Genomic DNA, 21,385 nt, shown 5'->3' with positions numbered 1-21,385 from the left:
GGAGCTACTGTAGTAGCGACAAAGCAATCCATAAAAGCAATCAAAAATGGATTGCTTCGTCGGCTTATGCCTCCTCGCAATGACGTCAGTTTACTATGGTTAAATACTAGTCTGGTTAACTATATAAGAAGAAAACAGCTACTAATTTTAGCTAGTTCTTTTGCAATAACTTTTATTAGCTCATACCAAATTCAGTATGGTTTTATTTCAGCATGTGCTGTGACATTTTCTCTTTTTCTAATAATACAAAATTGTTATTATGTATTAGCAAAAAGCAATTTTTTTAGAACCAAACTAAAAGCCAATATTGCTATGATCTTAGGGCATTTAGGCTTTGGCTTACTTGTTTTAACTATTACTCTTAATTCATTATTACAAAGCGAAGTAGATTTTATAGGAAAAGTTGGAGACAAGGTAACAGCAGGTGGGTTTGAAGTTACCTTAAAAGATATTAGAGTATCCACAGCCCAAAATTATTATCGGCAAATTGCTGAATTTTGGATTCAGGATCAACAAAATAATATCACTATATTAAAGCCTGAAAATAGATTATATATAATAGAAAAACAACTATCTCAAGAAAGTAATATATATTCTTATTTAACTTATGATCTTTACGCGGTATTAAGTAAAATTGATGATGATGTAATTCATGCAAAAATATATTACAAACCGATGATGAGTCTTATTTGGATATCTATTATGATTATAGCCGGAGGATTGTTAATCGGATTATTTCGTCGCTCTACCAGCTAGCCCCATAAGTACCCTACATTTTTTATTTTGTAGTGAAAGTGTAATTCGACATAATATACCAATTTAAGGAAAAAAAACCGATCTCTAACTGTCATTGCGAGGAGCCACTTTAGGCGACGAAGCAATCCAAAAGACCAGAAGTGGATTGCTTCGTCGTGCTTACACACTCCTCGCAATGACGCTTGTGTAGCATAATATCCTTATAATTTTTTGCTATTTTTACGATAGAATAAAAAATGTAGGGTATGAGCTAGTGCTACAGTCGTAAACTTTGTGCATACAGTGCACGGGTTCTTTCTTTATAGTTATGCTCATAGGATTAGGTGATAAAGAACATAACGATTGTAAGTTGTCATTCCCGCGAAGGCGGGAATCTAGTACTACAGTCGTAAACTTTGTGCATACAGTACACGGGTTCTTTCTTTATCTTTAAAGTGACAATCTTTTGCTCTGGCTTGGTGTCGTCTTCGCCATAAGGATAGGCTTAAGAATGCTTCCTTTGTTGTCGTAAATAAGCTTGAAAAAATCAACTTTACAAAACGTCTAATTTCTTGAACCGTAAGGCTGATAAAATCTTCTGTTTTTTTTATATTCGTGCATTGAATCCAATTGCTCTTGACCTGCAGATATAGTGTATACTTGCAGCAAAACTGCATAACTCTATCTAATTTTTTTGTTAGTATAAAATTTATTTTATAAATTTGGGTTCCTACTATGCAAATACCATCAATTACTATTGAGCAAGTAGCTCAGCAATTTAAAGCCTGGCGTCAAACTAAAACTAACAAGTTTGATCCCATACCAAACCGTATACTTGCAGCAAAACTGCATAACTCTATCTAATTTTTTTGTTAGTATAAAATTTATTTTATAAATTTGGGTTCCTACTATGCAAATACCATCAATTACTATTGAGCAAGTAGCTCAGCAATTTAAAGCCTGGCGTCAAACTAAAACTAACAAGTTTGATCCCATACCAAACCATCTAAAGGAATTAGTTCGCCAGCTACTCCATCACTATTCTTGCAAAGATATAGCCAAACATCTCAATATTAATAAAACAATAATTAGTTCAATTCAACGTATACTTGCAGCAAAACTGCAACAAGATATTAATTTCCTTCCATTTCAACTAGTAAATTCTATAGATACTGATCCTGTGGCTACTCCCAAACAAAATTACTACACTTGCCACATTATTAAACCAAATGGTACCAAGCTTATTATCCAAACATTGGATCCAAAAATCATAATTCAGACATTTCTATGCTGCAACTAACCCCTCAGTCAGTTATTTTTGTTGCCACTATTGCCATCGACTTTCGTAAGGGTATCGATGGTTTAATAGCTGTTTGCAGACAAAAACTTTCTTCCAACCCTCTTAATGGTTCCTTGTTTTTATTCTATAATAAAAACAGAACTGCCATTAAAATTTTGTCCTTTGATGGTCAAGGCTTTTGGTTATGCTCTAAACGCCTATCCAAAGGTAAATTTACGGCAAAACTTTCCCCATCTGATAATTCATCTTATCAGATTTGTTATAGAACCTTACACATTCTTATTCATAATGGTGATCCTAGTTCTGCCAAACTCTCTAATGATTGGCTTCCTGTCATTTAAGCTGCCGTCTCGATTAATTCCGTATTATTTATATATCTTGCATAGGCAAAAGGCGTATAATTCGTAGGATGCTTCTTTGCTTTGTTGCTCTGCTCTTGCAGCCAATTTAAATATTTAAATGCATTGATTTCATTCTCACTACAAGTCTTTACTATACTATACAGACCACTATGTATCTCAGCACTATTGATTGTTTTAAAGAATAATGAATTCTTCCTTTGTAAAATAATGGTACGTAGTGACCTCTCAGCCCAATTATTATCAAGACTGCTAACTGGAATTTTCAAAAATTGCGTCAAACCTTCTTTATTATTTAACCAATATTTCATAGCTTGCCCAAACCTACTATTAGGCTCAACTTTCTTGTCGTTAAATAATTCATCTATTTTGTTATATATATTTTCTATATATTTACTGCTATGTTCCTGATGGTACTTCAGCTTCTCCTCAAGGCTCATCTCTTTACATTGATGTTCATTATGGTAAATCCCAGCAGTCTGTTTGAGAAAATATCCGCATTCTTCAGGGTAATATGGTTCATTCTCTGTAAATTTTCTCTGCCCATGTGACAAACAATTGATCATCACTATTATTGCCAGTAATTCTTTATCTGCTTCTGATAATACCGGGTTATTATTGTTACTTGCATCAGTCATTAAATGAATAGAATCAGTCCTATTCTTACGATTCTTTAGTACGTTACCAATATTTTCCCCGCCATGCTTATTACCGGTAAAATATAAAACTATCACCTCATTATTGGCAGTCTTAGCACATATAGTAGTGGTATAACAGCTGCGTCCTTTCTTATTTTGAGTACGTAATTTTTTATTGGCTACAGTAATTTCTAAAATTCTAGCTCTAGTATCATCAAGATTCAGTGAGCTACATTCGGCAGCCATTTCCAATAATACCCTGTAAATTTCAGCTCCACCACCTTCTTGCCAAACATCTAAATATTGTTGCCACAACGAGCTATATGATACAGGAACCCCGCTTAAACTTTGCAACCTAGATAAACGATAGAAGGGAGTACCGTAGGTCTTTTGTAACACTATTGCACTTTTGCTACTATTTGTCCATTTGTTGATATTCTTATTGTTCATAACTGTATAATCGCAAGCATTACAGCGTAACGTTTTCTTTACATATCTGTTGACTGTAATTGGAGCATTACCTGTAAATTGTAGCAATTTTCTAGCTTCACTATTATAGAGTTTACCATTATCACAGTGAGGACAGCTATCACCACTACAAAAATTCTCAGGAGATAAATAGCTGGTATTCGCATCCTGATAATCATCAAATCCATATTTACCTTGCCAATTACTGCGATCTCTCTTCTTGGACTCATCGTACTCTTCTTCATTACCACCATTCTTATTATCAGATTCACTCGGTGGTTCTTTTAATGAATCTGAACTATCTTTTTTTTGTTATCTGCCTTAAAACCAATCATCATCTCCTTAAGCTTATTTATACTGATGTTTGATGATGCTAGCTTGTCTATTAGTTCGTTACAAAATTTCACAAGTTCTATCACCGCTTGCTGATCATCTCCTGTTAATGAACTTGCCTTAATATGTTGTATTAGTTCTTCTCGTTCCTCAGCACTTAAGGTCGCTACTTTTGGCTTTTTCATTTTGATTCATTCATTACGTTTAATAATTGAAATGTTATAGTATAACTGATAGTTTTTCAACCAGTTTTTTTACTAATCGGTGATATTTGCATAGTAGGAACCCAAATTTATAAAATAAATTCATACTACCAAAAAAATTTAATAGAGTTATGCAGTTTTGCTGCAAGTATACCCATACCAAACCATCTAAAGGAATTAGTTCGCCAGCTACTCCATCACTATTCTTGCAAAGATATAGCCAAACATCTCAATATTAATAAAACAATAATTAGTTCAATTCAACGTATACTTGCAGCAAAACTGCAACAAGATATTAATTTCCTTCCATTTCAACTAGTAAATTCTATAGATACTGATCCTGTGGCTACTCCCAAACAAAATTACTACACTTGCCACATTATTAAACCAAATGGTACCAAGCTTATTATCCAAACATTGGATCCAAAAATCATAATTCAGACATTTCTATGCTGCAACTAACCCCTCAGTCAGTTATTTTTGTTGCCACTATTGCCATCGACTTTCGTAAGGGTATCGATGGTTTAATAGCTGTTTGCAGACAAAAACTTTCTTCCAACCCTCTTAATGGTTCCTTGTTTTTATTCTATAATAAAAACAGAACTGCCATTAAAATTTTGTCCTTTGATGGTCAAGGCTTTTGGTTATGCTCTAAACGCCTATCCAAAGGTAAATTTACGGCAAAACTTTCCCCATCTGATAATTCATCTTATCAGATTTGTTATAGAACCTTACACATTCTTATTCATAATGGTGATCCTAGTTCTGCCAAACTCTCTAATGATTGGCTTCCTGTCATTTAAGCTGCCGTCTCGATTAATTCCGTATTATTTATATATCTTGCATAGGCAAAAGGCGTATAATTCGTAGGATGCTTCTTTGCTTTGCTGCTCTGCTCTTGCAGCCAATTTAAATATTTAAAGGCATTGATCTCGTTCTCACTACAAGTCTTTACTATACTATACAGACCACTATGTATCTCAGCACTATTGATTGTTTTAAAGAATAATGAATTCTTCCTTTGTAAAATAATGGTACGTAGTGACCTCTCAGCCCAATTATTATCAAGACTGCTAACTGGAATTTTCAAAAATTGCGTCAAACCTTCTTTATTATTTAACCAATATTTCATAGCTTGCCCAAACCTACTATTAGGCTCAACTTTCTTGTCGTTAAATAATTCGTCTATTTTGTTATATATGTTTTCTATATATTTACTGCTATGTTCCTGATGGTACTTCAGCTTTTCCTCAAGGCTCATCTCTTTACATTGATGTTCATTATGGTAAATCCCACCAGTCTGTTTGAGAAAATATCCGCATTCTTCAGGGTAATATGGTTCATTCTCTGTAAATTTTCTCTGCCCATGTGACAAACAATTGATCATCACTATTATTGCCAGTAATTCTTTATCTGCTTCTGATAATACCGGGTTATTATTGTTACTTGCATCAGTCATTAAATGAATAGAATCAGTCCTATTCTTACGATTCTTTAGTACGTTACCAATATTTTCCCCGCCATGCTTATTACCGGTAAAATATAAAACTATCACCTCATTATTTGTAGTTTTAGCACATATAGTAGTGGTATAACAGCTGCGTCCTTTCTTATTTTGAGTACGTAATTTTTTATTGGCTACAGTAATTTCTAAAATCCTGGCTCTAGTATCATCAAGGTTCAGTGAACTACATTCGGCAGCCATTTCCAATAATACCCTGTAAATTTCAGCTCCACCACCTTCTTGCCAAACATCTAAATATTGTTGCCACAACGAGCTATGGGATACAGGAACCCCGCTTAAACTTTGCAACCTAGATAAACGATAGAAGGGAGTACCGTAGGTCTTTTGTAACACTATTGCACTTTTGCTACTATTTGTCCATTTGTTGATATTTTTATTGTTCATAACTGTATAATCGCAAGCATTACAGCGTAACGTTTTCTTTACATATCTGTTGACTGTAATTGGAGCATTACCTGTAAATTGTAGCAATTTTCTAGCTTCACTATTATAGAGTTTACCATTATCACAGTGAGGACAGCTATCACCACTACAAAAATTCTCAGGAGATAAATAGCTGGTATTCGCATCCTGATAATCATCAAATCCATATTTACCTTGCCAATTACTGCGATCTCTCTTCTTGGACTCATCGTACTCTTCTTCATTACCACCATTCTTATTATCAGATTCACTCGGTGGTTCTTTTAATGAATCTGAACTATCTTTTTTTTGTTATCTGCCTTAAAACCAATCATCATCTCCTTAAGCTTATTTATACTGATGTTTGATGATGCTAGCTTGTCTATTAGTTCGTTACAAAATTTCACAAGTTCTATCACCGCTTGCTGATCATCTCCTGTTAATGAACTTGCCTTAATATGTTGTATTAGTTCTTCTCGTTCCTCAGCACTTAAGGTCGCTACTTTTGGCTTTTTCATTTTGATTCATTCATTACGTTTAATAATTGAAATGTTATAGTATAACTGATAGTTTTTCAACCAGTTTTTTTACTAATCGGTGATATTTGCATAGTAGGAACCCAAATTTATAAAATAAATTCATACTACCAAAAAAATTTAATAGAGTTATGCAGTTTTGCTGCAAGTATACGATATAGTTATGCTCATAGGATTAGGTGATAAAGAGCATAACGATTGTAAGTTGTCATTCCCGCGAAGGCGGGAATCTAGATACCTGCTTTCGCAGGTATGACACAAAGTTTGTATCACCTAATTCAATAGGTTTCACTATAACTCTTGTGTTGTTATAGCACCGCTTGCTAAAACCAGCTCTGATGCTTGTTCCTTATCTAAATCTGCTACTAATATTTCTGGTTTCTTATTGTTTTCTAACAACTTATTAGCAAGATTGGCTGGATCGCTAACTTTGTTTTTTAAATTAACCAAAATCATCAATGCCCACATCGAAAATGTAGTATGCCTCTCCCATCCACGATAACTCCGCACTTCATACTGATCCAATCCAGTTTCTCCTTTTGCCATTTCAAAACATTCCTCAATTGACCATCTCGAACCAGCAGCCATCGCTAGTTCCTGTAATGACCTATTCTTAGGTGCCATAACACTATAAAATGCCAGTTCTCCTGTACTCATATAGTTATGCTCATAGGATTAGGTGATAAAGAACATAACTATTGTAAGTTGTCATTCCCGCGTAGGCGGGAATCTAGATACCTGCTTTCGCAGGTATGACACAAAGTTTGTATCACCTAATTCAATAGGTTTCACTATAGAACGTCTAATCAATAAAAACTTTTCAAACTCACTGAACTATTAATCTCATTACGTTTAATCAGCAACCACTCATATACACGTTCTCCTTTGCTTCCTTTCCCTGCACTATGCATTTCCCACAAATTAACATCTGCAGATTCAGCACATTAATGACATCTTTACCTCTTAGTTATTAATATATTTCTTATTTTATCTAAATAAATCGTTTAATACGGTTTATTTAGTTGCCGCCATTGTACAATAAATTTTCACCTTATACAAGCACTTATTTTAAGAATTATATGTTTTCTTGGTTTTTATCATGTTTTTTATTATTTAAAATCTCTCTTACTTTAACAAGCCTTATAAACCATGCAAAAGCAAAAATTATAGAATCAACAAAACCATCAAAACCAAATATCCAATATCGTCTTATAAAGAATGATTTTAGGAAATAAAAAATAGTTTCTGTAGCAATTCTTATTTTTGATGGATTCCTACCTAGTTTGACTAAATCTTCCGCTTGTTCAGAAGAATAAAAATTTGCTTTATCTACCAATTGCTCAATTGACGTATCGGATCTATGATAAATTATACCATTTAAATCATAGATTTTGCTTTGTAAGTTAATATTTAGATTAAATAACACCGAATCATGGGTAGTACTATTATTAGAAAAACTACTATATTTACGATTATATAATCTGATGCACTCATTATAAGGGGCAAAGCGACGAACCTTATGATCATTACGGTGCAATATAACAATTTTAGTACGATAAGCTAAATAATTATCTTGAATATTTGAAGCAAATATAAATTCTATTTCATCCTGCAATTCTTTTGACAACTCTTCATCCGCATCAATATTTAATATCCAGTCATTCTGACATAAATTCTCACCAAAAGTTTTTTGTTTAACATAACCACTCCATTCGTTAAAGATTACTTTTGCTTCTAAATTTCTAGCAATTTGTACTGTATCATCAGTGCTACCACTATCAATGACAATAAGCTCTTCTACAATAGCCTTAACACTGTTAATAGCTCTTGCTATTCTAGCAGATTCATTTTTTGTGATAATGAAAGCTGAAATCTTCGACATATGACCCCTTATAACTAACCCAATTAGTATACTCAAATGATTTGGAGAATTGGATTTGAAAATGAGGGGTGAGTACCACGGCTATAGAAAGTTACAAGAGGAAGGCTTTTAAGTAGGGTAACGTCATTGCAAGAAAGACTGTAGGTCGACGAAGCAATTGTAAGATGTTATTCCCGCGTAGACGGGAATCTAAGATCCCGCACTGAAGCAGGGATGACAAAAAACAGGATTACTTCATCGGCTTACGCCTTCTAGCAATGACAGCTGTTATAAACCCACAACTTCTAAACTGCCATGATTTCCTTTAAAACCCCTTCCTCTCCTAACTTTCGACAGTTGTGCCTCTTTGTCATCCCTGCGAAAGGCGGGAATCTATATCCCTGCTTTCGCAGGGATGACAAAAAACAGGATTACTTCATCGGCTTACGCCTTCTAGCAATGACAGCTGTTATAAACCCACAACTTTTAAACTGCCATGATTTCCTTTAAAACCCCTTCCTCTTCTAACTTTCGACAGTTGTGGGGCGTACCCTCGCTAATAGACGAAGAAGCATATAGAACCTTAACTGATTAGCTATATATATTTTCTCACTACTAGGCCAGGGCAGTTTAAAAGTCGCAACTAATGATATAAGAATCTGTTTTAAGAAATGCATAAACGTCATTGCGAGGAGCCGCTTCGCTACGACACGGCAATCCAAAAAATTGCAACGGCAAAAATAAAACAGCAAGCTGTTTATTTGGATCGCCACGCCACTTCGTGGCTCGCGATGACGGTTATTCGTTTCTATAATCTAGTATTTTATATCATTAGTTGCGACTTTTAAACTGCCCTGCTATTAGGCTCTGTAAAGGTTTCTAATTGATCTATATTTTTTGATCTATATTTTGAACTCTTTTTTGCTACGAATAAACATGATTTTCTTGAAATAGGTACATATTCCTTCAAAAATCCTATTTATTCTCACTAAAAAATAGCTCAAAATATAGAGCAATTAGAAACCTTTACAGAGCCTAACGAATTAGAAGCTAATTCATGTTTTTAATTTTCTGAGATAATTTACTGATTTTACGTGAGGCGGTATTTAATTTGATAATATTTTTTGTTACACCTTTCATTATTTCAGATTGTGCAACAATCAATGCTAATCTGGCTGATTCTTTTGAACCGCTAGCAACTTCTTGCAAAACTTTTTTTAAGTATGTTTTAATTCTACTCGTTCTATTCTTATTTATTAAAGTTTTTTTAATTGTTTGTCTTATTGCCTTTTTTGCTGATGAATGATTAGCCATATTTATTATTTTCCTACAGATTCATTAATTTTGTTCTTCATGATTATGACTTTCTGCTTTTGGAGTCATACAACCTTTACTGCTTATATCCCTATCAACGAACTCAATATAAGCCACTGGAGCCATATCCCCATGACGAGAACCAGCCTTTATTATCCTAGTATAACCACCTGGACGTTCACTATATCTTTTGCCTAAAACACTAATAAGCTTTTCAGTTGCCACTTTATCTTTGATTTTAGCAAGCACCATTCTTCTAGCCGCTAAATCAGATTTTTTAGCCTTAGTTACTAGTACCTCAATATAAGGTCTAAGCTCTTTAGCTTTAGGTAAAGTTGTTTTTATTTGCTCATTCATCACAAGTGCCACAGCCATATTAGCAAACATTGCTTGTCTATGACTACTTGTTCTATTGAGCTTTCTACCCTTAATTTTATGTCGCATATTGTTACCTTAAATTAATATGGATCTTCGTAACGCTTAGATAAATCCTGAATATTTTCAGGAGGCCAGCCTGCTACGTCCATACCAAATTTCAAGCCAAAACTGGCTAATATATCCTTAATCTCGTTAAGAGATTTTCTACCAAAATTCTGAGTTCTCAGCATTTCTCCTTCTGTCTTGATAACAAGATCGCCTATATAAATTATATTATCATTTTTCAAACAATTTTGAGATCTGACAGATAATTCTAACTCCTCAACTTTCTTTAACAAGGCTGGATTAAATGATAATTCTTCTAATTTATCCTGCTTATCTTCCATTTGTTCTTCAAATGTAATAAATAACTGTAACTGATCTTGCAAAATCCTAGCAGCAAGTGCTATAGACATCTCAGGAGAAATACTACCATTAGTTTCAACAGTCATAATTAGTTTGTCATAATCTGTAACTTGACCCACACGTGTATTATCAACTTTATAGGTAACATTCCTTACAGGACTAAATAACGCATCTATTGGGATTACACCAATAGCTGATTCCGAATCAACATTACTCACAGCAGGAACATAACCTTTACCCGTCTCACATACTAGTTCCATCTCAAGTTGTGCTCCTTTTGCCAAGGTACAAATCATATGATTAGGAGTTAGTATCTCTACATCATGACCTGCTGTAATCATACCGGCAGTTACAACACAAGGACCAGTAGCACTTAATCTTACAACCTTTTTCTCGGAAGAATGCATCTTAATGACCAAAGCCTTAAGATTTAAAACTACATCTACTAAATCTTCTTTAACACCAGGTATAGCAGAAAATTCATGCACTACCCCTGGTATCTTTATCGAAGTTATTGCAGCACCCTGAAGAGATGAGAGCAGAATTCTCCTCATAGCATTACCTATCGTCAAACCAAAGCCTCTCTCTAAAGGTTCAACTACAATTTTTACTATATTAGTATTCTTATCAGGACTGTCATAAACTATCTTAGAAGGCTTGATCAATGAGTTCCAGTTCTTATTTAATGATAACATTATTTACTACCTATGTCTCTATACTCTTCTTCTCTTTGGCGCCCTAACACCGTTATGGGCAACCGCTGAAACATCCAAAATTGATGTAACTATAAAATTCTGACTAAACACTGCACGCATAGCTGATTCCCTTTGTACCCCTGCCCCTTGTACTCTAATTGAAACAGTTTTAAGACCATGCTCTTTTGCCGCTTCTGAAGCTTTATCAACAGTTATTTGAGCAGCATAAGGAGTAGCTTTTCTAGCTCCCTTAAAACCATGTGTACCAGCTGTTGAGAACGCTATAGCATTACCTTGCACATCTGTAAAAGTAACAATAGTATTATTAAAAGTTGTTTTTATATGAACAACACCAAGAGTGATATTTTTTCTTTTTTTCTTGATCTTAGTATTAGTCTGACTCATCATTATACCATATTACTTTGTAACTTTTTTCTTACCGGCAATCGCAACAGCTTTGCCTTTTCTTGTTCTAGCATTAGAATGAGTATTTTGTCCCCTCACAGGCAGCTTTCTTATATGCCTAAGACCCTGATAACTTCTAATATCTTTTTTCTTCTTGATGTTAAGAGTTACTTCTCTTCTTAAATCACCTTCTACTTTATATTCTTTTTCAATAATATTACGTAAAATAATAAGTTCTTGATCAGTTAAGTCTTTAACCCTTTTACTCTCAGATATTCCAGTTTTTTGACAAATTTTTCCTGCAGCAGAAGAACCAAGTCCATAAATATATGTTAAACTCACTACTAATCTCTTGCTTGCTGGAATGTTAACACTCGCTATTCTTGCCACAAATAATCTCCAAAATTTTGATAACAACCAAAAAGGAATAATATAAAAATATCCCTTAAAGTCAAATGATTTCTAACATTTTATCTAAAACGTATTCTACTTCTTGCTTATCCTTACTTGCATCAACAACATAGAACTCACTATTATCTCTATAATAGCTAAGTAACGGATAAGTTTCTATCTTATATTCTTCTATTCTATGTTTAATAGTCTGTTCATCATCATCTTGTCGATGAATGAACTTATCTGTTCCACAAACATCACAGATATTATCAATCTTAGGTTTAATAAAGTAACTATTATAAATTTGTTTACAATTTGCACAACTAAATCTACCTAGAATCCTCTTAATAATTACTTGATCATCTATATCAAAAAATACCACTTTAATCTTTTGATTAGCAAACTCCCTAAGAAAGCTAGCTTGCTCTAAATTACGAGGATAACCATCTAGTACATAACCATTTTTGTATATATCCTGAGTTAAAAACTTTTTAACTACATTATTTACCAATTTATGAGGGACAAGCTTTCCTTGTGCCATATATTCTTGAATTAACAGCCCCTCTTCGTTATTTACCTCTGTCATTTGTCTAAATATATCACCGGTAGACACATGAGGTAAGTTTAACTTTCCTGCCAATAACTGTCCTTGAGTTCCCTTTCCTGAACCAGGAGCTCCTATAAGCACTATAATCACTTTAAACCCATCTTTAGATATATAACATAATATATACTTTCCACTAAGCTATAAAAACATATTATTTTAAGAATTATACATTTTTCAAGAATTGGTTGCAAAAATTCCGAGATATTTGCCTGCTTACCTAAGTATAGCATTGTTTTCCCCTTGCTTGTTACCTCATTCTATAGCTAATATGCTAACCCGTTAATGTTCTAGATAGCCTCTCTGTCATTGCGAGGAGCTACTTTAGTAGCAACGAAGCAATCCAAAAAGTGAGCAGAAATGGATTGCTTCGTCGACCTACGGTCTTCCTCGCAATGACAAGTTATAGGTACAGATGTCATTGCGAGAAGCTACTTTAGTAGCGACGAAGCAATCCATCTTTGGTTACCTTTATGGATTGTCGTCGACCTACGCAATGACGGAAGCTATCTAAAACCTTCCCTGGTTAGCTATGGAGCCAAAAAAGCCCTACGATATTACAGATTCCCGCCTACGCGGGAATGACATCTTTTCCGTCCGAGGCAAATGGCTAAATGCTAATCAGGTTAGCTATAGCTATAGCTATAACAGTAAACTAATTTTTCAACTTCATTTTTTTTATTAACCCTTCATATCTACTGCTAAATAAGTGAGTTTGAATTTGGGCAAATGTATCTAGAACAACATTAACAACAATCAAAAAACTTGTTCCCCCTAAAGTAAAAGATACAGCATATTTATTCATTAACATTTCAGGAACTATACATATAAAACTGAGATATATACTACCTATGACAGTTAATCTAGTTAGCAAATAATCAAAATATTCCGCAGTATTTTTACCAGGTCTTTTTCCAGGAATATACGCCCCATATTTCCTCAAATTATTTGCTGTTTCTTCTGAATTAAAAACTATTGCCGTATAAAAGAAACTAAAAAACATTATCAACGCAACATATAACAAAATATATAGAGGTTTTCCATGCCCTAAATGGAAAGTCACTAAATTCATAATTTCTGAATTATTACTAGAAAAATTAGCTATTGTTATAGGAAACAACAAAATAGAACTAGCAAATATTGGTGGTATTACCCCAGAAGTATTAAGTTTAAGAGGCATATGAGTTGAATCACCCCCATAAATTTTGTTACCAACTTGCCTTTTTGGATATTGCACCAAAACTTTTCTTTGTGCCTTCTCAAAGAAAATTATTATGGCTATAATTAAAATAACTCCTAAACAAATAGCCATCACCACTATGGGAGACAACCCCCCACTTCTTGATAACTCAAACATACTTATAATAGCACTTGGTACTCCAGATACTATACCGATAAATATAATCAATGAAGAACCATTACCAATACCTCTACCAGTAATCTGCTCACCAAGCCACATTAAGAACATAGTGCCCACAACTAAAGTAATAACAGTGGTAACTTTGAAGAAAAGCCCGGGTATAATCACCACTGGTCCGACATTAGTTACAGCATGTTCTAAACTTATTGCCACACCATACGCCTGAAAAGAAGCCAATAAAACAGTTAGATATCTAGATAATTGATTGATTTTTCTTTTACCAACCTCACCTTCTTTTTTTAAATTATCTAATGGCTTGTAAGCTATTGACATCAATTGAATAATAATTGATGCAGTTATATATGGCATAATTGCTAAAGCAAAAATAGACATCCTACCTAGAGAACCACCAGACAGCATGTTAAACATACCAAGTATACCAGATTGATTTTGTTCAGCCATACTGCTCAACGCAATCGAATCAATGCCCGCTATAGGGATAAATGAACCAAATCTACATACTATAAGAACTAAAATAGTAAAAATAACTCTATTAGCTAGATCCTTATTAGATTTTTGTGTGGAATTTAAGCTCATAAATTACAATATTTGACCACCAACTTGTTCAATTATCTTTTTAGCAGATGCTGAATAAGCATCTAATTGAAATGATAAGGGACTATTAAATTCACTGCTGCTAACAGATAACAACTTAACCAATAAATTACTATTCTTAATTAACCCTACTTCAACTAATTTCTCTTTTGTTATAACTTCCGTTGAATTCAAACGACTTTCTGATATTAAAGACTCTATATCAACAATATTCACTACACTATATTTCTTAGAGCTAGGGCAATTAAAGCCTCTCTTTGGCAACCTTTTAATCATTGGCATCTGCCCACCTTCAAAACCTTTGATAGCTACACCAGACCTAGATTTTTGACCCTTAACACCTCTACCACATGTTTTACCTTTACCGCTACCAATACCGCGCCCTACCCTTTTTTTATCTCTCTTGGCACCAAAATTGTTAGATAACTCATTTAATTTCATTTTCTAAACTCTAATTTATATTTTCTACTTTTAATAAATGTTGCACCTTCTTGATCATCCCTCTAATAGAGCTGGTATCTTTTAAAATAACAGATTTATGCATCTTATTTAAACCCAGGCCTATCAAGGTTTCTTCCTGATCATATTTGCGACCTATAGTACTACCAATTTGAGTAACTTTAACTTTTGCATCAGTCATTTTTTCTTTATCACTATCCATAAATTTCTACAACCCAATTATTACTTATAACATTACTTTAACAAAAAGCCACCTTGCAACCCTCAATGTCATTCCTGCAAAAGCGACAATCTATAATATCTCAAAAAGTACTATTTTAGCTCCCCGTCTACGCACAGATAACATCCACAACTATCAAAAGTTAAAAGAGGAAGCGGTTTTAGGCAAAACACTTTAAAAATCGTATGTGGTCAACGTCATTGCGAGGAAGAGCGTAGATCGACGAAGCAATCCTGTTTTGTGTCATCCCTGCGTAAGCAGGGATCTAGATTCCCGCGTAGGCGGGAATAACAACTTACAATTGCTTCGTCGGCTTACGCCTCCTCGCAATGACGCCGGTTATTTTTTTACAACTTTTAAACTGCCATAATTACCTCTAAACCCTTTCTCCTTTCTAACTTTCGACAGTTGTGGGATACCGTCTTCTTCACAATTATAACATCTTTTTATTACACCACTAAGAATATATCTCAAATTATTCTGATATTATTTCTTGTTGCCCTTTTATGGATTGAGTTGATACCTCATTTAGCTTTTTTCCTCTCCTTTCAGCAATATTTTTTGGAGAAGAGAGTTGAGATAACGCATCAAAAGTCGCAGCAATCATTGCATATACATTACTAGACCCTAAAGATTTAGCAACAATATCATGCACCCCTAAAGAATCAAAAATAGCTCTCATAGCACCACCGGCGATAACACCAGTACCTGCTTTGGCTCTTCTTAAAATGACTTTTGCTGCTCCGCTTTTACCAATAACATCATGGTGTATGGTTCTACTCTGATAAAGAGGAACTCTAATCATATCTTTCCTTGCTTCCTGGGTAGCCTTAGCTCTAGCCTCTGTTACTTCTTTCGCTTTACCATGACCATAACCAACCTTACCAGATTTGTCACCCGCCACAATACAAGCAGAGAAGGAGAATTTCCTACCACCTTTTACTACCTTAGTAACTCTGTTTACATCCACCAAAGTTTCGGTTAATGCTTCACCCATATTTTTTTTAGCTTTAGCCATCTCTTAAACCTAAAATTAGAAATTCATTTTCTTTCTTGCTGCATCAGCCAATGCCTTAACAACGCCGTGATATTTATACCCCCCTTTATCGAATACAACTTCTTGCACTCCTTTAAGTGAAGCTCTTTCCCCGATTAATTCACCTACTTTTGTAGCTGTACCAACATTACAGCTGGATTTCTTTAACTGCCTAATTTCTTTATCCAAGGTTGAAGCAGAAGCAATAGTTATTGATTGTTTATCATCTATAACTTGTGCATATATATGCCTTCCAGATTTAAAAATAGACAATCTGATTCTGTTTGATACCTTTGATATCTTAGACCTTACTCTAGCCTTTCTTGTCTCAAACTTTAACTTTGAACTACGCATATTAACTCTTAACTTAAATTTTAGTAGACTTCCCACATAAGTCAATCTAGCTGGTGATTTTAGCGTCGAAACTTGCCCCACTCCTCACGTACGTTTATGTACACAAGGATAACAGACTTCGTTTCTCCTAAAAATCTATCAACTATCTTTGACTTATGCTAGATAAGTCTAGTTTTTCTTCCCTTCTTTCCTTTGAACATATTGACCTTTACGTTTAATACCTTTACCCTTATATGGCTCAGGCGGTCTCTGCTTTATAATAATTGATATAAACTGACCTAATTTCTCTTTGTCAACACTTTGCAATATAATCTGATTTTGTTTAGGAGCGGTCACTTTTATATTTTGAGGTATTTCTATTTTAGTATTATGACTTTTAGCAAGCATCAAGTTTAAATATTTATCCTTCACCAAGGCCTTATAACCAACACCATTAACTTCCAGCTCTTCTGTAAAACCTTCATTAACACCTTTGATCATACCATTTATTATACTTCGTGCTGTACCCCACATGGATCTAGCACCTTTAGTCTCTGCTAATGGTTTGACAACAAGCTGATTATCTTGCAATGAAATTGCTATACTCCCTGCAAAAGTCTTTGTCATTTCTCCCTTAGGACCAACAACATTGACTTTCAGCCCATCAAGTTCAACTTTTACCCCTTCCGGTACAGGGACTGGCAATTTTCCAACACGTGACATTTTTATACCTTAAAACACTTTACAAATTACTTCACCGCCAATCTTTTGGCTATGTGCTTCTCTATCAGATAAAACTCCTCTAGAAGTAGAAAGAATATAAATACCCATATTGTTATAATATCCTTTTAGTTTATCAATAGAAGAATAAATCCTCTTACCTGGTTTTGAAACCCTATTTATTTCACATATAGCAGGTTTTCCATTAACAGAATATTTTAAATCTACCTCAATGTGACTTATATTACCATTCTTAATAACTACATACTCTTTGATATAACCTTCTTTTTTTAAAACATCCAAAATGGCACATTTTATTTTTGAGGAAGGTAGAGATATACTCATCAATTTACTTTTCTGACCATTTCTAATTCTAGTCAACATATCTGCTATATTATCTGTCATTGACATACGATAAACCTATTATTTTACCAACTTGCTTTAATTAAACCAGGAACCAATCCCTTACTACCAAGCTCTCTCAGCTTATTTCGCGATAAACCAAATTTACTGTACACTCCTCTTGAACGCCCAGTCAGTTCACACCTATTCCGAACTCTATTCATAGCAGAATTCCTAGGTAATTTGGCTAGAAGCATAACTAGCGAAAATCTCTCTTCTAAAGATAAAGTTTTATCGTAAATCTTGTCTCTTAACTTAGCACGCTTATTATACAAACTTTGTGCCATCTTTCTTCTTCTATTATTCTTTTTTATAGAACTTACTTTAGCCATCTTCTTTCTTCAAAAATTAATTATAAAAAGGCAAATTAAAGCCTGAAAGTAATAATTTACCTTCTTCATTATTTGTAGCACTTGTAACAATCGTAATATCCATACCACGAATTACATCTATCTTATCGTAATTAATCTCTGGAAAAACAATCTGTTCTTTTATACCAAAAGTAAAATTACCTCTACCATCAAAACTTTTACTTGAGAAACCTCTAAACTCTTTTATACGCGGTAGAGCAACAAGTACCAGCCTTTCAAGAAAATCATACATTCTATCTTTACGCAAAGTAACTTTACAACCAACTTTCATACCTTCACGAAGTTTAAAAGTAGCAATAGACTTCTTGGCCTCAGTTATTAAAGGCTTTTGCCCTGAAATTAAAGTTAGATCATTGACAGCGTTATTAATTATCTTAGAATCAGCAACCGTTTCACCAACCCCCATATTAACAACAATTTTTATAACCTTAGGTATCTGATGTTTATTATCATAGGCAAACTTTTTCTGTAAGCTTGGTACAATCTCTTTACCGTATAAATCTTTAAACCTAAACAACATTACTTACCTTCCTTACTAATAATTTCACCAGATTTTTTAGCTACTCTTACTTTAGAACCATCCTCTAGAAATTTAAAAGCAATTTTTGTACCAGTACCTGTCTTAGGATCTATATGAGCAACATTGGATATATGTATTGATAATTCCTTTGACACTATACCACCTTCACTTGTTTTACTTGGCTTAACATGCTTGCGAGCAACATTTACCCCTGAAACAATGGCTCTATTTTGTTCTGGGAAAACTTTTAACACTTTTCCCTTTTTTCCCTTATTTTTTCCGGTGATAACAATAACTTCATCACCTTTCTTGATTTTTAACTTAACCATTACAATACCTCTTCTGCCAGCGACATAATCTTAACGAATTTCTTTGCCCTTAATTCTCTAGTGACAGGACCAAAAACCCTCGTACCTATCGGCTCTCCTTGCTTATTTAAAAGTACCACCGCATTGGAATCAAATTTAATTGTACTACCATCTGCTCTTCTAACACCCTTTTTTGATCTAACAAGCAAAGCCATATATATTTCACCTTTCTTTACTTTCCCATTTGGCGACGCTTCTTTTACAGAAACCACAAAGAAATCTGAAAGATATGCTATCATGCGGTGTGAACCACCAAGCACTTTAATACACATAACTTTTTTAGCACCAGAATTATCAGCAACATCTAAGATGCTCTGCATCTGAATCATAACTTACTCCCACTTGAGAATTTAATAATGCAACAAAATAAACAATCTAAACAACAAAGTCAAAGGATAAAAACCACCTTTCCCCTAGGTTTCTTCAGAAATAGCTTCTAATAAGCATATTTATAAACATTGCCATAAGCAAAGAACCGTAGCGTACGAAAAGATTCACCCAACAAAATAGCAACTAAATCTACCATTAAATAGTTAGATTCACACCCCTAATACTATCCAAGACTTAGTCTTAGATATAGGGCGACTTTCAACTATACTAACCTTATCACCATCCTTATATGTATTTTCTGGATCATGAGCAGCGTATTTTTTAGAAACTTTTACAATCTTTTTATACATAGGATGTTTAAACCTACGTTCTACTTTTACTGTAATAGTCTTATCAGTTTTTGAACTTACAACAACGCCCTGCAACACTCTTTTCGGCATTTCTCTATTCTCCAGTTTTTGATCTTATAGTTAACTCTGTATTAATACGAGCTATTGTTTTTTTTACAAAAGAAAACCTACTAGTATTTTCTAATTCACCCAACTTTCTCTGAAATCTCAGATTAAAAAGCTCTTTTTTAAACAAAACTCTTTTTCTGTAGAGTTCTTCCATAGTTTGTCCAACCAACTCCTTTGCTGATAACCCCAAATTACTCATAACGCCTCACTATCCTTGTTCTTACAGGCAATTTAGCACTGGCAAGCTCAAGTGCCCTGGTAGCTACATCATCTGTAACCCCTTCAATTTCAAACATAATTCTGCCAGGTGATACCCTTACTGCAAAAAATTCAGTAGATCCTTTCCCCTTACCCATTCTAACTTCCGCAGGCTTTTTTGATACAGGCAAATCAGGAAAAATCTTAATCCATAGTCTACCCTGCCTTTTCATACAACGAACAGCCGCCTTCCTTGCCGCCTCTATTTGCCTTGCAGTAACCCTTAAACCATCTAACGATTTCAAGCCAAAGGAACCAAAAGCTAGCATAGTACCAGATTTTGCCTTTGAGGAGACCCTCCCCTTATGTGCTTTTCTAAATTTTTGTTTTTTTGGAGCTAACATTATCTTACTTCAAAATTAATTATGTTTCTTTCTATTTTCCGCATGATCACCCCTATAGACCCAAATCTTTATACCTATAACCCCATAAGTTGTCATAGCTTCAGCAGTCGCATAGTCAATATCAGCCCTTAAAGTATGCAAAGGCACTCTACCTTCTCTATACCACTCTGTTCTTGCTATTTCAGCTCCAGCCAGACGTCCAGAACAAGCCACTTTTATACCTAGCCCTCCTTGCTTAAAGCAAGCTTGGATAGCAGTTTTCATAGCTTTTCTAAAAGACACTCTTTTTTCAAGCTGTACGGCAATCGTTTGAGCAATAATAGTAGCGTCTATATTAGGTTTCTTTACTTCATGTATGTTAATATATATTTCCTCTAAAGCGGTAATTTTCTGGACATGTTTTTTTAATTTATCAATGTCGTTACCACTTTTACCTATAATAACTCCAGGCTTTTTAGCAAAAATATTAATTATAACATTTTTATTAGAAGGTCTCTCTATTAACACTCTACTAACTTGTGCTTGCACATAGTTTTTATTAATCAGATTTCTAACCTCTAAATCTTGGATAAAAAGAACTTTATAGTGCTTTTCAGCATATAACACCGAGTCCCAACCTTTAATTAATGTTGGTCCAACTCTAAAGCCATGCGGATTAACTTTTTGCCCCATATTTTACTTCCCCTCAACTTCAGTAACTGTAATATATAAATTACTAAAAAATTTGTTAATCCTTGTTGCTCTTCCTTTAGCTCTTGGCATAATTCTTTTCATCACCAATGCCTTACCTACCGTTGCAGAAGTAACAAACAACGTATCAATATCTAAACCAAAGTTATTCTCAGCATTAGCAACAGCAGACTGTAAACATTTCTTTACATCTTTAGCAATTCTTTTCGGGGAAAAGGTAAGCTGAACTATAGCTTCCGATACTTTCATATTCCTAATAGAAGTTGCAACCAAATTCAGTTTCCTTGGACTCACCCTAAGAGACTTAGCAATTGCTGTAGTCGAACCTTTATTCACCTTTACCATAT

39 protein-coding genes and 1 pseudogene are annotated in these 21,385 nt (G+C 34.2%); 9 read left to right on the top strand and 31 right to left on the bottom strand.

Annotation, left to right across the window (positions count from 1 at the left end; translation table 11 throughout):
• The 5 genes from ACQH2P_RS11175 to tnpB (ACQH2P_RS11155) all read left to right on the top strand — a co-directional run.
• A partial coding sequence (locus ACQH2P_RS11175; protein WP_425364231.1) for a cytochrome c-type biogenesis CcmF C-terminal domain-containing protein occupies positions 1–756 on the top strand: 756 nt, incomplete at its 5' end.
• A gap of 307 nt (positions 757–1,063) precedes the next feature.
• Positions 1,064–1,189 (top strand): hypothetical protein, encoded by a 126-nt coding sequence (locus ACQH2P_RS11170; protein ID WP_425363761.1) that lies wholly within the window; start codon positions 1,064–1,066, stop codon positions 1,187–1,189.
• Positions 1,190–1,470: 281 nt separating this feature from the next.
• A complete protein-coding gene (locus tag ACQH2P_RS11165) occupies positions 1,471–1,599 on the top strand; it encodes a hypothetical protein (protein ID WP_425363762.1) in 129 nt (42 codons plus the stop codon).
• 46 nt (positions 1,600–1,645) lie between these two features.
• Positions 1,646–2,035 (top strand): hypothetical protein, encoded by a 390-nt coding sequence (locus ACQH2P_RS11160; protein WP_425362660.1) that lies wholly within the window; start codon positions 1,646–1,648, stop codon positions 2,033–2,035.
• Positions 2,023–2,376 carry an IS66 family insertion sequence element accessory protein TnpB gene (gene tnpB / locus ACQH2P_RS11155; protein ID WP_425362591.1) on the top strand — a complete coding sequence of 118 codons (354 nt, stop codon included), beginning with the start codon at positions 2,023–2,025 and terminating at the stop codon, positions 2,374–2,376. Before ACQH2P_RS11160 ends, tnpB (ACQH2P_RS11155) begins: the two co-directional genes overlap by 13 nt.
• Here tnpB (ACQH2P_RS11155) and ACQH2P_RS11150 read toward each other — a convergent pair.
• From ACQH2P_RS11150 to ACQH2P_RS11140, 3 genes are read right to left on the bottom strand one after another with little or no spacing between them, the layout of a single operon-like run.
• The gene (locus ACQH2P_RS11150) at positions 2,373–3,482 is read right to left on the bottom strand and encodes an IS66 family transposase (RefSeq protein ID WP_425362755.1); all 1,110 of its coding nucleotides are present in this window, start codon (positions 3,480–3,482) and stop codon (positions 2,373–2,375) included. The genes tnpB (ACQH2P_RS11155) and ACQH2P_RS11150 overlap by 4 nt on opposite strands.
• A 38-nt stretch (positions 3,483–3,520) precedes the next feature.
• Positions 3,521–3,754, bottom strand: a complete 234-nt coding sequence (locus ACQH2P_RS11145; protein ID WP_425362621.1) for a hypothetical protein — start codon at positions 3,752–3,754, stop codon at positions 3,521–3,523.
• Positions 3,755–3,784: 30 nt separating this feature from the next.
• A complete protein-coding gene (locus tag ACQH2P_RS11140) occupies positions 3,785–4,018 on the bottom strand; it encodes a hypothetical protein (protein WP_425362589.1) in 234 nt (77 codons plus the stop codon).
• A 467-nt stretch (positions 4,019–4,485) separates the two neighbouring features.
• Between ACQH2P_RS11140 and tnpB (ACQH2P_RS11135) the strand changes: the two genes are divergently transcribed.
• Positions 4,486–4,839, top strand: a complete 354-nt coding sequence (gene tnpB / locus ACQH2P_RS11135; RefSeq protein WP_425362591.1) for an IS66 family insertion sequence element accessory protein TnpB — start codon at positions 4,486–4,488, stop codon at positions 4,837–4,839.
• Here tnpB (ACQH2P_RS11135) and ACQH2P_RS11130 read toward each other — a convergent pair.
• Genes ACQH2P_RS11130 through ACQH2P_RS11120 form a run of 3 tightly spaced genes read right to left on the bottom strand, consistent with a single transcriptional unit; the run spans position 4,836 to position 6,481 of the window.
• On the bottom strand, positions 4,836–5,945 hold the full coding sequence (locus ACQH2P_RS11130) for an IS66 family transposase (RefSeq protein WP_425362670.1): 1,110 nt from the start codon (positions 5,943–5,945) through the stop codon (positions 4,836–4,838). The genes tnpB (ACQH2P_RS11135) and ACQH2P_RS11130 overlap by 4 nt on opposite strands.
• Positions 5,946–5,983: 38 nt before the next feature.
• Positions 5,984–6,217 (bottom strand): hypothetical protein, encoded by a 234-nt coding sequence (locus ACQH2P_RS11125; RefSeq protein WP_425362621.1) that lies wholly within the window; start codon positions 6,215–6,217, stop codon positions 5,984–5,986.
• Positions 6,218–6,247: 30 nt separating this feature from the next.
• Positions 6,248–6,481, bottom strand: coding sequence for a hypothetical protein (locus ACQH2P_RS11120; protein WP_425362589.1), 234 nt, complete (start codon positions 6,479–6,481; stop codon positions 6,248–6,250).
• Between the two features lie 197 nt (positions 6,482–6,678).
• Between ACQH2P_RS11120 and ACQH2P_RS11115 the strand changes: the two genes are divergently transcribed.
• Positions 6,679–6,813 carry a hypothetical protein gene (locus ACQH2P_RS11115; RefSeq protein WP_425364230.1) on the top strand — a complete coding sequence of 45 codons (135 nt, stop codon included), beginning with the start codon at positions 6,679–6,681 and terminating at the stop codon, positions 6,811–6,813.
• On the opposite strand, the pseudogene ACQH2P_RS11110 reads toward ACQH2P_RS11115, so the two are convergent.
• Positions 6,791–7,087 (bottom strand): annotated as a pseudogene (locus ACQH2P_RS11110) (hypothetical protein); the annotation flags it as partial. The gene ACQH2P_RS11115 and the pseudogene ACQH2P_RS11110 overlap by 23 nt on opposite strands.
• Before the next feature lie 91 nt (positions 7,088–7,178).
• On the opposite strand from ACQH2P_RS11110, the gene ACQH2P_RS11105 reads away from it, so the two are divergent.
• On the top strand, positions 7,179–7,340 hold the full coding sequence (locus ACQH2P_RS11105) for a hypothetical protein (protein WP_425364229.1): 162 nt from the start codon (positions 7,179–7,181) through the stop codon (positions 7,338–7,340).
• A 234-nt stretch (positions 7,341–7,574) separates the two neighbouring features.
• Here ACQH2P_RS11105 and ACQH2P_RS11100 read toward each other — a convergent pair whose 3' ends face one another.
• The 11 genes from ACQH2P_RS11100 to rpmD form a co-directional block, all read right to left on the bottom strand.
• Entirely contained in the window at positions 7,575–8,381 is an 807-nt protein-coding gene (locus ACQH2P_RS11100) for a glycosyltransferase family 2 protein (protein WP_425364228.1), read from the bottom strand.
• A gap of 1,029 nt (positions 8,382–9,410) precedes the next feature.
• Positions 9,411–9,674, bottom strand: a complete 264-nt coding sequence (gene rpsT / locus ACQH2P_RS11095) for a 30S ribosomal protein S20 (protein ID WP_425364227.1) — start codon at positions 9,672–9,674, stop codon at positions 9,411–9,413.
• A 24-nt stretch (positions 9,675–9,698) separates the two neighbouring features.
• Entirely contained in the window at positions 9,699–10,118 is a 420-nt protein-coding gene (rplQ, locus tag ACQH2P_RS11090) for a 50S ribosomal protein L17 (RefSeq protein ID WP_425364226.1), read from the bottom strand.
• Between the two features lie 14 nt (positions 10,119–10,132).
• Positions 10,133–11,152, bottom strand: a complete 1,020-nt coding sequence (locus tag ACQH2P_RS11085) for a DNA-directed RNA polymerase subunit alpha (protein ID WP_425364225.1) — start codon at positions 11,150–11,152, stop codon at positions 10,133–10,135.
• An 18-nt stretch (positions 11,153–11,170) separates the two neighbouring features.
• Positions 11,171–11,557: a 30S ribosomal protein S11 gene (gene rpsK / locus ACQH2P_RS11080; RefSeq protein WP_341757232.1), complete on the bottom strand. Its 387-nt coding sequence runs from the start codon at positions 11,555–11,557 to the stop codon at positions 11,171–11,173.
• Between the two features lie 12 nt (positions 11,558–11,569).
• Positions 11,570–11,947 (bottom strand): 30S ribosomal protein S13, encoded by a 378-nt coding sequence (gene rpsM / locus ACQH2P_RS11075; protein WP_425364224.1) that lies wholly within the window; start codon positions 11,945–11,947, stop codon positions 11,570–11,572.
• Between the two features lie 61 nt (positions 11,948–12,008).
• Positions 12,009–12,647 carry an adenylate kinase gene (locus ACQH2P_RS11070; RefSeq protein ID WP_425364223.1) on the bottom strand — a complete coding sequence of 213 codons (639 nt, stop codon included), beginning with the start codon at positions 12,645–12,647 and terminating at the stop codon, positions 12,009–12,011.
• 197 nt (positions 12,648–12,844) lie between these two features.
• A complete protein-coding gene (locus ACQH2P_RS11065) occupies positions 12,845–12,976 on the bottom strand; it encodes a hypothetical protein (protein WP_425364222.1) in 132 nt (43 codons plus the stop codon).
• A 233-nt stretch (positions 12,977–13,209) separates the two neighbouring features.
• Positions 13,210–14,511: a preprotein translocase subunit SecY gene (gene secY, locus ACQH2P_RS11060; RefSeq protein WP_425364221.1), complete on the bottom strand. Its 1,302-nt coding sequence runs from the start codon at positions 14,509–14,511 to the stop codon at positions 13,210–13,212.
• 3 nt (positions 14,512–14,514) lie between these two features.
• Positions 14,515–14,970 carry a 50S ribosomal protein L15 gene (gene rplO, locus ACQH2P_RS11055; protein ID WP_425364220.1) on the bottom strand — a complete coding sequence of 152 codons (456 nt, stop codon included), beginning with the start codon at positions 14,968–14,970 and terminating at the stop codon, positions 14,515–14,517.
• A 10-nt stretch (positions 14,971–14,980) separates the two neighbouring features.
• The gene (gene rpmD, locus ACQH2P_RS11050; RefSeq protein WP_425364236.1) at positions 14,981–15,169 is read right to left on the bottom strand and encodes a 50S ribosomal protein L30; all 189 of its coding nucleotides are present in this window, start codon (positions 15,167–15,169) and stop codon (positions 14,981–14,983) included.
• A 226-nt stretch (positions 15,170–15,395) separates the two neighbouring features.
• Between rpmD and ACQH2P_RS11045 the strand changes: the two genes are divergently transcribed.
• Positions 15,396–15,578: a hypothetical protein gene (locus ACQH2P_RS11045; protein WP_425364219.1), complete on the top strand. Its 183-nt coding sequence runs from the start codon at positions 15,396–15,398 to the stop codon at positions 15,576–15,578.
• 105 nt (positions 15,579–15,683) lie between these two features.
• Here ACQH2P_RS11045 and rpsE read toward each other — a convergent pair whose 3' ends face one another.
• The 13 genes from rpsE to rplV form a co-directional block, all read right to left on the bottom strand.
• Positions 15,684–16,226, bottom strand: coding sequence for a 30S ribosomal protein S5 (rpsE, locus tag ACQH2P_RS11040; RefSeq protein WP_425364218.1), 543 nt, complete (start codon positions 16,224–16,226; stop codon positions 15,684–15,686).
• Positions 16,227–16,241: 15 nt separating this feature from the next.
• Complete coding sequence (gene rplR / locus ACQH2P_RS11035) at positions 16,242–16,598, bottom strand: 50S ribosomal protein L18 (RefSeq protein ID WP_425364217.1); 357 nt, start codon at positions 16,596–16,598, stop codon at positions 16,242–16,244.
• A gap of 168 nt (positions 16,599–16,766) precedes the next feature.
• Positions 16,767–17,300, bottom strand: a complete 534-nt coding sequence (rplF, locus tag ACQH2P_RS11030) for a 50S ribosomal protein L6 (RefSeq protein ID WP_425364216.1) — start codon at positions 17,298–17,300, stop codon at positions 16,767–16,769.
• 9 nt (positions 17,301–17,309) lie between these two features.
• The gene (rpsH, locus tag ACQH2P_RS11025) at positions 17,310–17,708 is read right to left on the bottom strand and encodes a 30S ribosomal protein S8 (RefSeq protein WP_425364215.1); all 399 of its coding nucleotides are present in this window, start codon (positions 17,706–17,708) and stop codon (positions 17,310–17,312) included.
• Positions 17,709–17,725: 17 nt separating this feature from the next.
• Positions 17,726–18,031 carry a 30S ribosomal protein S14 gene (gene rpsN, locus ACQH2P_RS11020; RefSeq protein WP_425364214.1) on the bottom strand — a complete coding sequence of 102 codons (306 nt, stop codon included), beginning with the start codon at positions 18,029–18,031 and terminating at the stop codon, positions 17,726–17,728.
• 16 nt (positions 18,032–18,047) lie between these two features.
• Positions 18,048–18,590, bottom strand: a complete 543-nt coding sequence (gene rplE / locus ACQH2P_RS11015) for a 50S ribosomal protein L5 (RefSeq protein WP_425364213.1) — start codon at positions 18,588–18,590, stop codon at positions 18,048–18,050.
• On the bottom strand, positions 18,590–18,919 hold the full coding sequence (gene rplX, locus ACQH2P_RS11010; RefSeq protein ID WP_425364212.1) for a 50S ribosomal protein L24: 330 nt from the start codon (positions 18,917–18,919) through the stop codon (positions 18,590–18,592). The genes rplE and rplX overlap by 1 nt, the downstream gene beginning before the upstream one ends.
• Entirely contained in the window at positions 18,919–19,287 is a 369-nt protein-coding gene (rplN, locus tag ACQH2P_RS11005; protein ID WP_425364211.1) for a 50S ribosomal protein L14, read from the bottom strand. Before rplN ends, rplX begins: the two co-directional genes overlap by 1 nt.
• A 210-nt stretch (positions 19,288–19,497) precedes the next feature.
• Complete coding sequence (rpsQ, locus tag ACQH2P_RS11000) at positions 19,498–19,728, bottom strand: 30S ribosomal protein S17 (RefSeq protein WP_425364210.1); 231 nt, start codon at positions 19,726–19,728, stop codon at positions 19,498–19,500.
• A 4-nt stretch (positions 19,729–19,732) separates the two neighbouring features.
• Positions 19,733–19,945: a 50S ribosomal protein L29 gene (rpmC, locus tag ACQH2P_RS10995; protein WP_425364209.1), complete on the bottom strand. Its 213-nt coding sequence runs from the start codon at positions 19,943–19,945 to the stop codon at positions 19,733–19,735.
• The gene (gene rplP, locus ACQH2P_RS10990) at positions 19,938–20,348 is read right to left on the bottom strand and encodes a 50S ribosomal protein L16 (RefSeq protein WP_094648893.1); all 411 of its coding nucleotides are present in this window, start codon (positions 20,346–20,348) and stop codon (positions 19,938–19,940) included. Before rplP ends, rpmC begins: the two co-directional genes overlap by 8 nt.
• A 15-nt stretch (positions 20,349–20,363) precedes the next feature.
• Positions 20,364–21,020: a 30S ribosomal protein S3 gene (rpsC, locus tag ACQH2P_RS10985; protein ID WP_425364208.1), complete on the bottom strand. Its 657-nt coding sequence runs from the start codon at positions 21,018–21,020 to the stop codon at positions 20,364–20,366.
• A 3-nt stretch (positions 21,021–21,023) separates the two neighbouring features.
• Positions 21,024–21,383 (bottom strand): 50S ribosomal protein L22, encoded by a 360-nt coding sequence (gene rplV / locus ACQH2P_RS10980; protein WP_425364207.1) that lies wholly within the window; start codon positions 21,381–21,383, stop codon positions 21,024–21,026.
• Positions 21,384–21,385: the final 2 nt, after the last annotated feature.

The organism is Candidatus Tisiphia endosymbiont of Hybos culiciformis, assembly GCF_964030975.1.
Taxonomy (GTDB): domain Bacteria; phylum Pseudomonadota; class Alphaproteobacteria; order Rickettsiales; family Rickettsiaceae; genus Tisiphia.
The sequence above is the reverse complement of the archived record's forward strand: the minus strand, read 5'-3'. Positions and strand labels throughout refer to the sequence as shown.

Bases quoted from the DNA above. Each gene is read 5' to 3' on its own strand.
- ACQH2P_RS11170 (WP_425363761.1), top strand. From the start codon at position 1,064: ATGCTCATAGGATTAGGTGATAAAGAACATAACGATTGTAAGTTGTCA.
- ACQH2P_RS11165 (WP_425363762.1), top strand. From the start codon at position 1,471: ATGCAAATACCATCAATTACTATTGAGCAAGTAGCTCAGCAATTTAAA.
- ACQH2P_RS11160 (WP_425362660.1), top strand. From the start codon at position 1,646: ATGCAAATACCATCAATTACTATTGAGCAAGTAGCTCAGCAATTTAAA.
- tnpB (WP_425362591.1), top strand. From the start codon at position 2,023: ATGCTGCAACTAACCCCTCAGTCAGTTATTTTTGTTGCCACTATTGCC.
- ACQH2P_RS11150 (WP_425362755.1), bottom strand. From the start codon at position 3,482: ATGAACAATAAGAATATCAACAAATGGACAAATAGTAGCAAAAGTGCA.
- ACQH2P_RS11145 (WP_425362621.1), bottom strand. From the start codon at position 3,754: ATGGTGGTAATGAAGAAGAGTACGATGAGTCCAAGAAGAGAGATCGCA.
- ACQH2P_RS11140 (WP_425362589.1), bottom strand. From the start codon at position 4,018: ATGAAAAAGCCAAAAGTAGCGACCTTAAGTGCTGAGGAACGAGAAGAA.
- tnpB (WP_425362591.1), top strand. From the start codon at position 4,486: ATGCTGCAACTAACCCCTCAGTCAGTTATTTTTGTTGCCACTATTGCC.
- ACQH2P_RS11130 (WP_425362670.1), bottom strand. From the start codon at position 5,945: ATGAACAATAAAAATATCAACAAATGGACAAATAGTAGCAAAAGTGCA.
- ACQH2P_RS11125 (WP_425362621.1), bottom strand. From the start codon at position 6,217: ATGGTGGTAATGAAGAAGAGTACGATGAGTCCAAGAAGAGAGATCGCA.
- ACQH2P_RS11120 (WP_425362589.1), bottom strand. From the start codon at position 6,481: ATGAAAAAGCCAAAAGTAGCGACCTTAAGTGCTGAGGAACGAGAAGAA.
- ACQH2P_RS11100 (WP_425364228.1), bottom strand. From the start codon at position 8,381: ATGTCGAAGATTTCAGCTTTCATTATCACAAAAAATGAATCTGCTAGA.
- rpsT (WP_425364227.1), bottom strand. From the start codon at position 9,674: ATGGCTAATCATTCATCAGCAAAAAAGGCAATAAGACAAACAATTAAA.
- rplQ (WP_425364226.1), bottom strand. From the start codon at position 10,118: ATGCGACATAAAATTAAGGGTAGAAAGCTCAATAGAACAAGTAGTCAT.
- ACQH2P_RS11085 (WP_425364225.1), bottom strand. From the start codon at position 11,152: ATGTTATCATTAAATAAGAACTGGAACTCATTGATCAAGCCTTCTAAG.
- rpsK (WP_341757232.1), bottom strand. From the start codon at position 11,557: ATGAGTCAGACTAATACTAAGATCAAGAAAAAAAGAAAAAATATCACT.
- ACQH2P_RS11065 (WP_425364222.1), bottom strand. From the start codon at position 12,976: ATGACATCTGTACCTATAACTTGTCATTGCGAGGAAGACCGTAGGTCG.
- secY (WP_425364221.1), bottom strand. From the start codon at position 14,511: ATGAGCTTAAATTCCACACAAAAATCTAATAAGGATCTAGCTAATAGA.
- rplO (WP_425364220.1), bottom strand. From the start codon at position 14,970: ATGAAATTAAATGAGTTATCTAACAATTTTGGTGCCAAGAGAGATAAA.
- rpmD (WP_425364236.1), bottom strand. From the start codon at position 15,169: ATGACTGATGCAAAAGTTAAAGTTACTCAAATTGGTAGTACTATAGGT.
- rpsE (WP_425364218.1), bottom strand. From the start codon at position 16,226: ATGGCTAAAGCTAAAAAAAATATGGGTGAAGCATTAACCGAAACTTTG.
- rplR (WP_425364217.1), bottom strand. From the start codon at position 16,598: ATGCGTAGTTCAAAGTTAAAGTTTGAGACAAGAAAGGCTAGAGTAAGG.
- rplF (WP_425364216.1), bottom strand. From the start codon at position 17,300: ATGTCACGTGTTGGAAAATTGCCAGTCCCTGTACCGGAAGGGGTAAAA.
- rpsH (WP_425364215.1), bottom strand. From the start codon at position 17,708: ATGTCAATGACAGATAATATAGCAGATATGTTGACTAGAATTAGAAAT.
- rpsN (WP_425364214.1), bottom strand. From the start codon at position 18,031: ATGGCTAAAGTAAGTTCTATAAAAAAGAATAATAGAAGAAGAAAGATG.
- rplE (WP_425364213.1), bottom strand. From the start codon at position 18,590: ATGTTGTTTAGGTTTAAAGATTTATACGGTAAAGAGATTGTACCAAGC.
- rplX (WP_425364212.1), bottom strand. From the start codon at position 18,919: ATGGTTAAGTTAAAAATCAAGAAAGGTGATGAAGTTATTGTTATCACC.
- rplN (WP_425364211.1), bottom strand. From the start codon at position 19,287: ATGATTCAGATGCAGAGCATCTTAGATGTTGCTGATAATTCTGGTGCT.
- rpsQ (WP_425364210.1), bottom strand. From the start codon at position 19,728: ATGCCGAAAAGAGTGTTGCAGGGCGTTGTTGTAAGTTCAAAAACTGAT.
- rpmC (WP_425364209.1), bottom strand. From the start codon at position 19,945: ATGAGTAATTTGGGGTTATCAGCAAAGGAGTTGGTTGGACAAACTATG.
- rplP (WP_094648893.1), bottom strand. From the start codon at position 20,348: ATGTTAGCTCCAAAAAAACAAAAATTTAGAAAAGCACATAAGGGGAGG.
- rpsC (WP_425364208.1), bottom strand. From the start codon at position 21,020: ATGGGGCAAAAAGTTAATCCGCATGGCTTTAGAGTTGGACCAACATTA.
- rplV (WP_425364207.1), bottom strand. From the start codon at position 21,383: ATGGTAAAGGTGAATAAAGGTTCGACTACAGCAATTGCTAAGTCTCTT.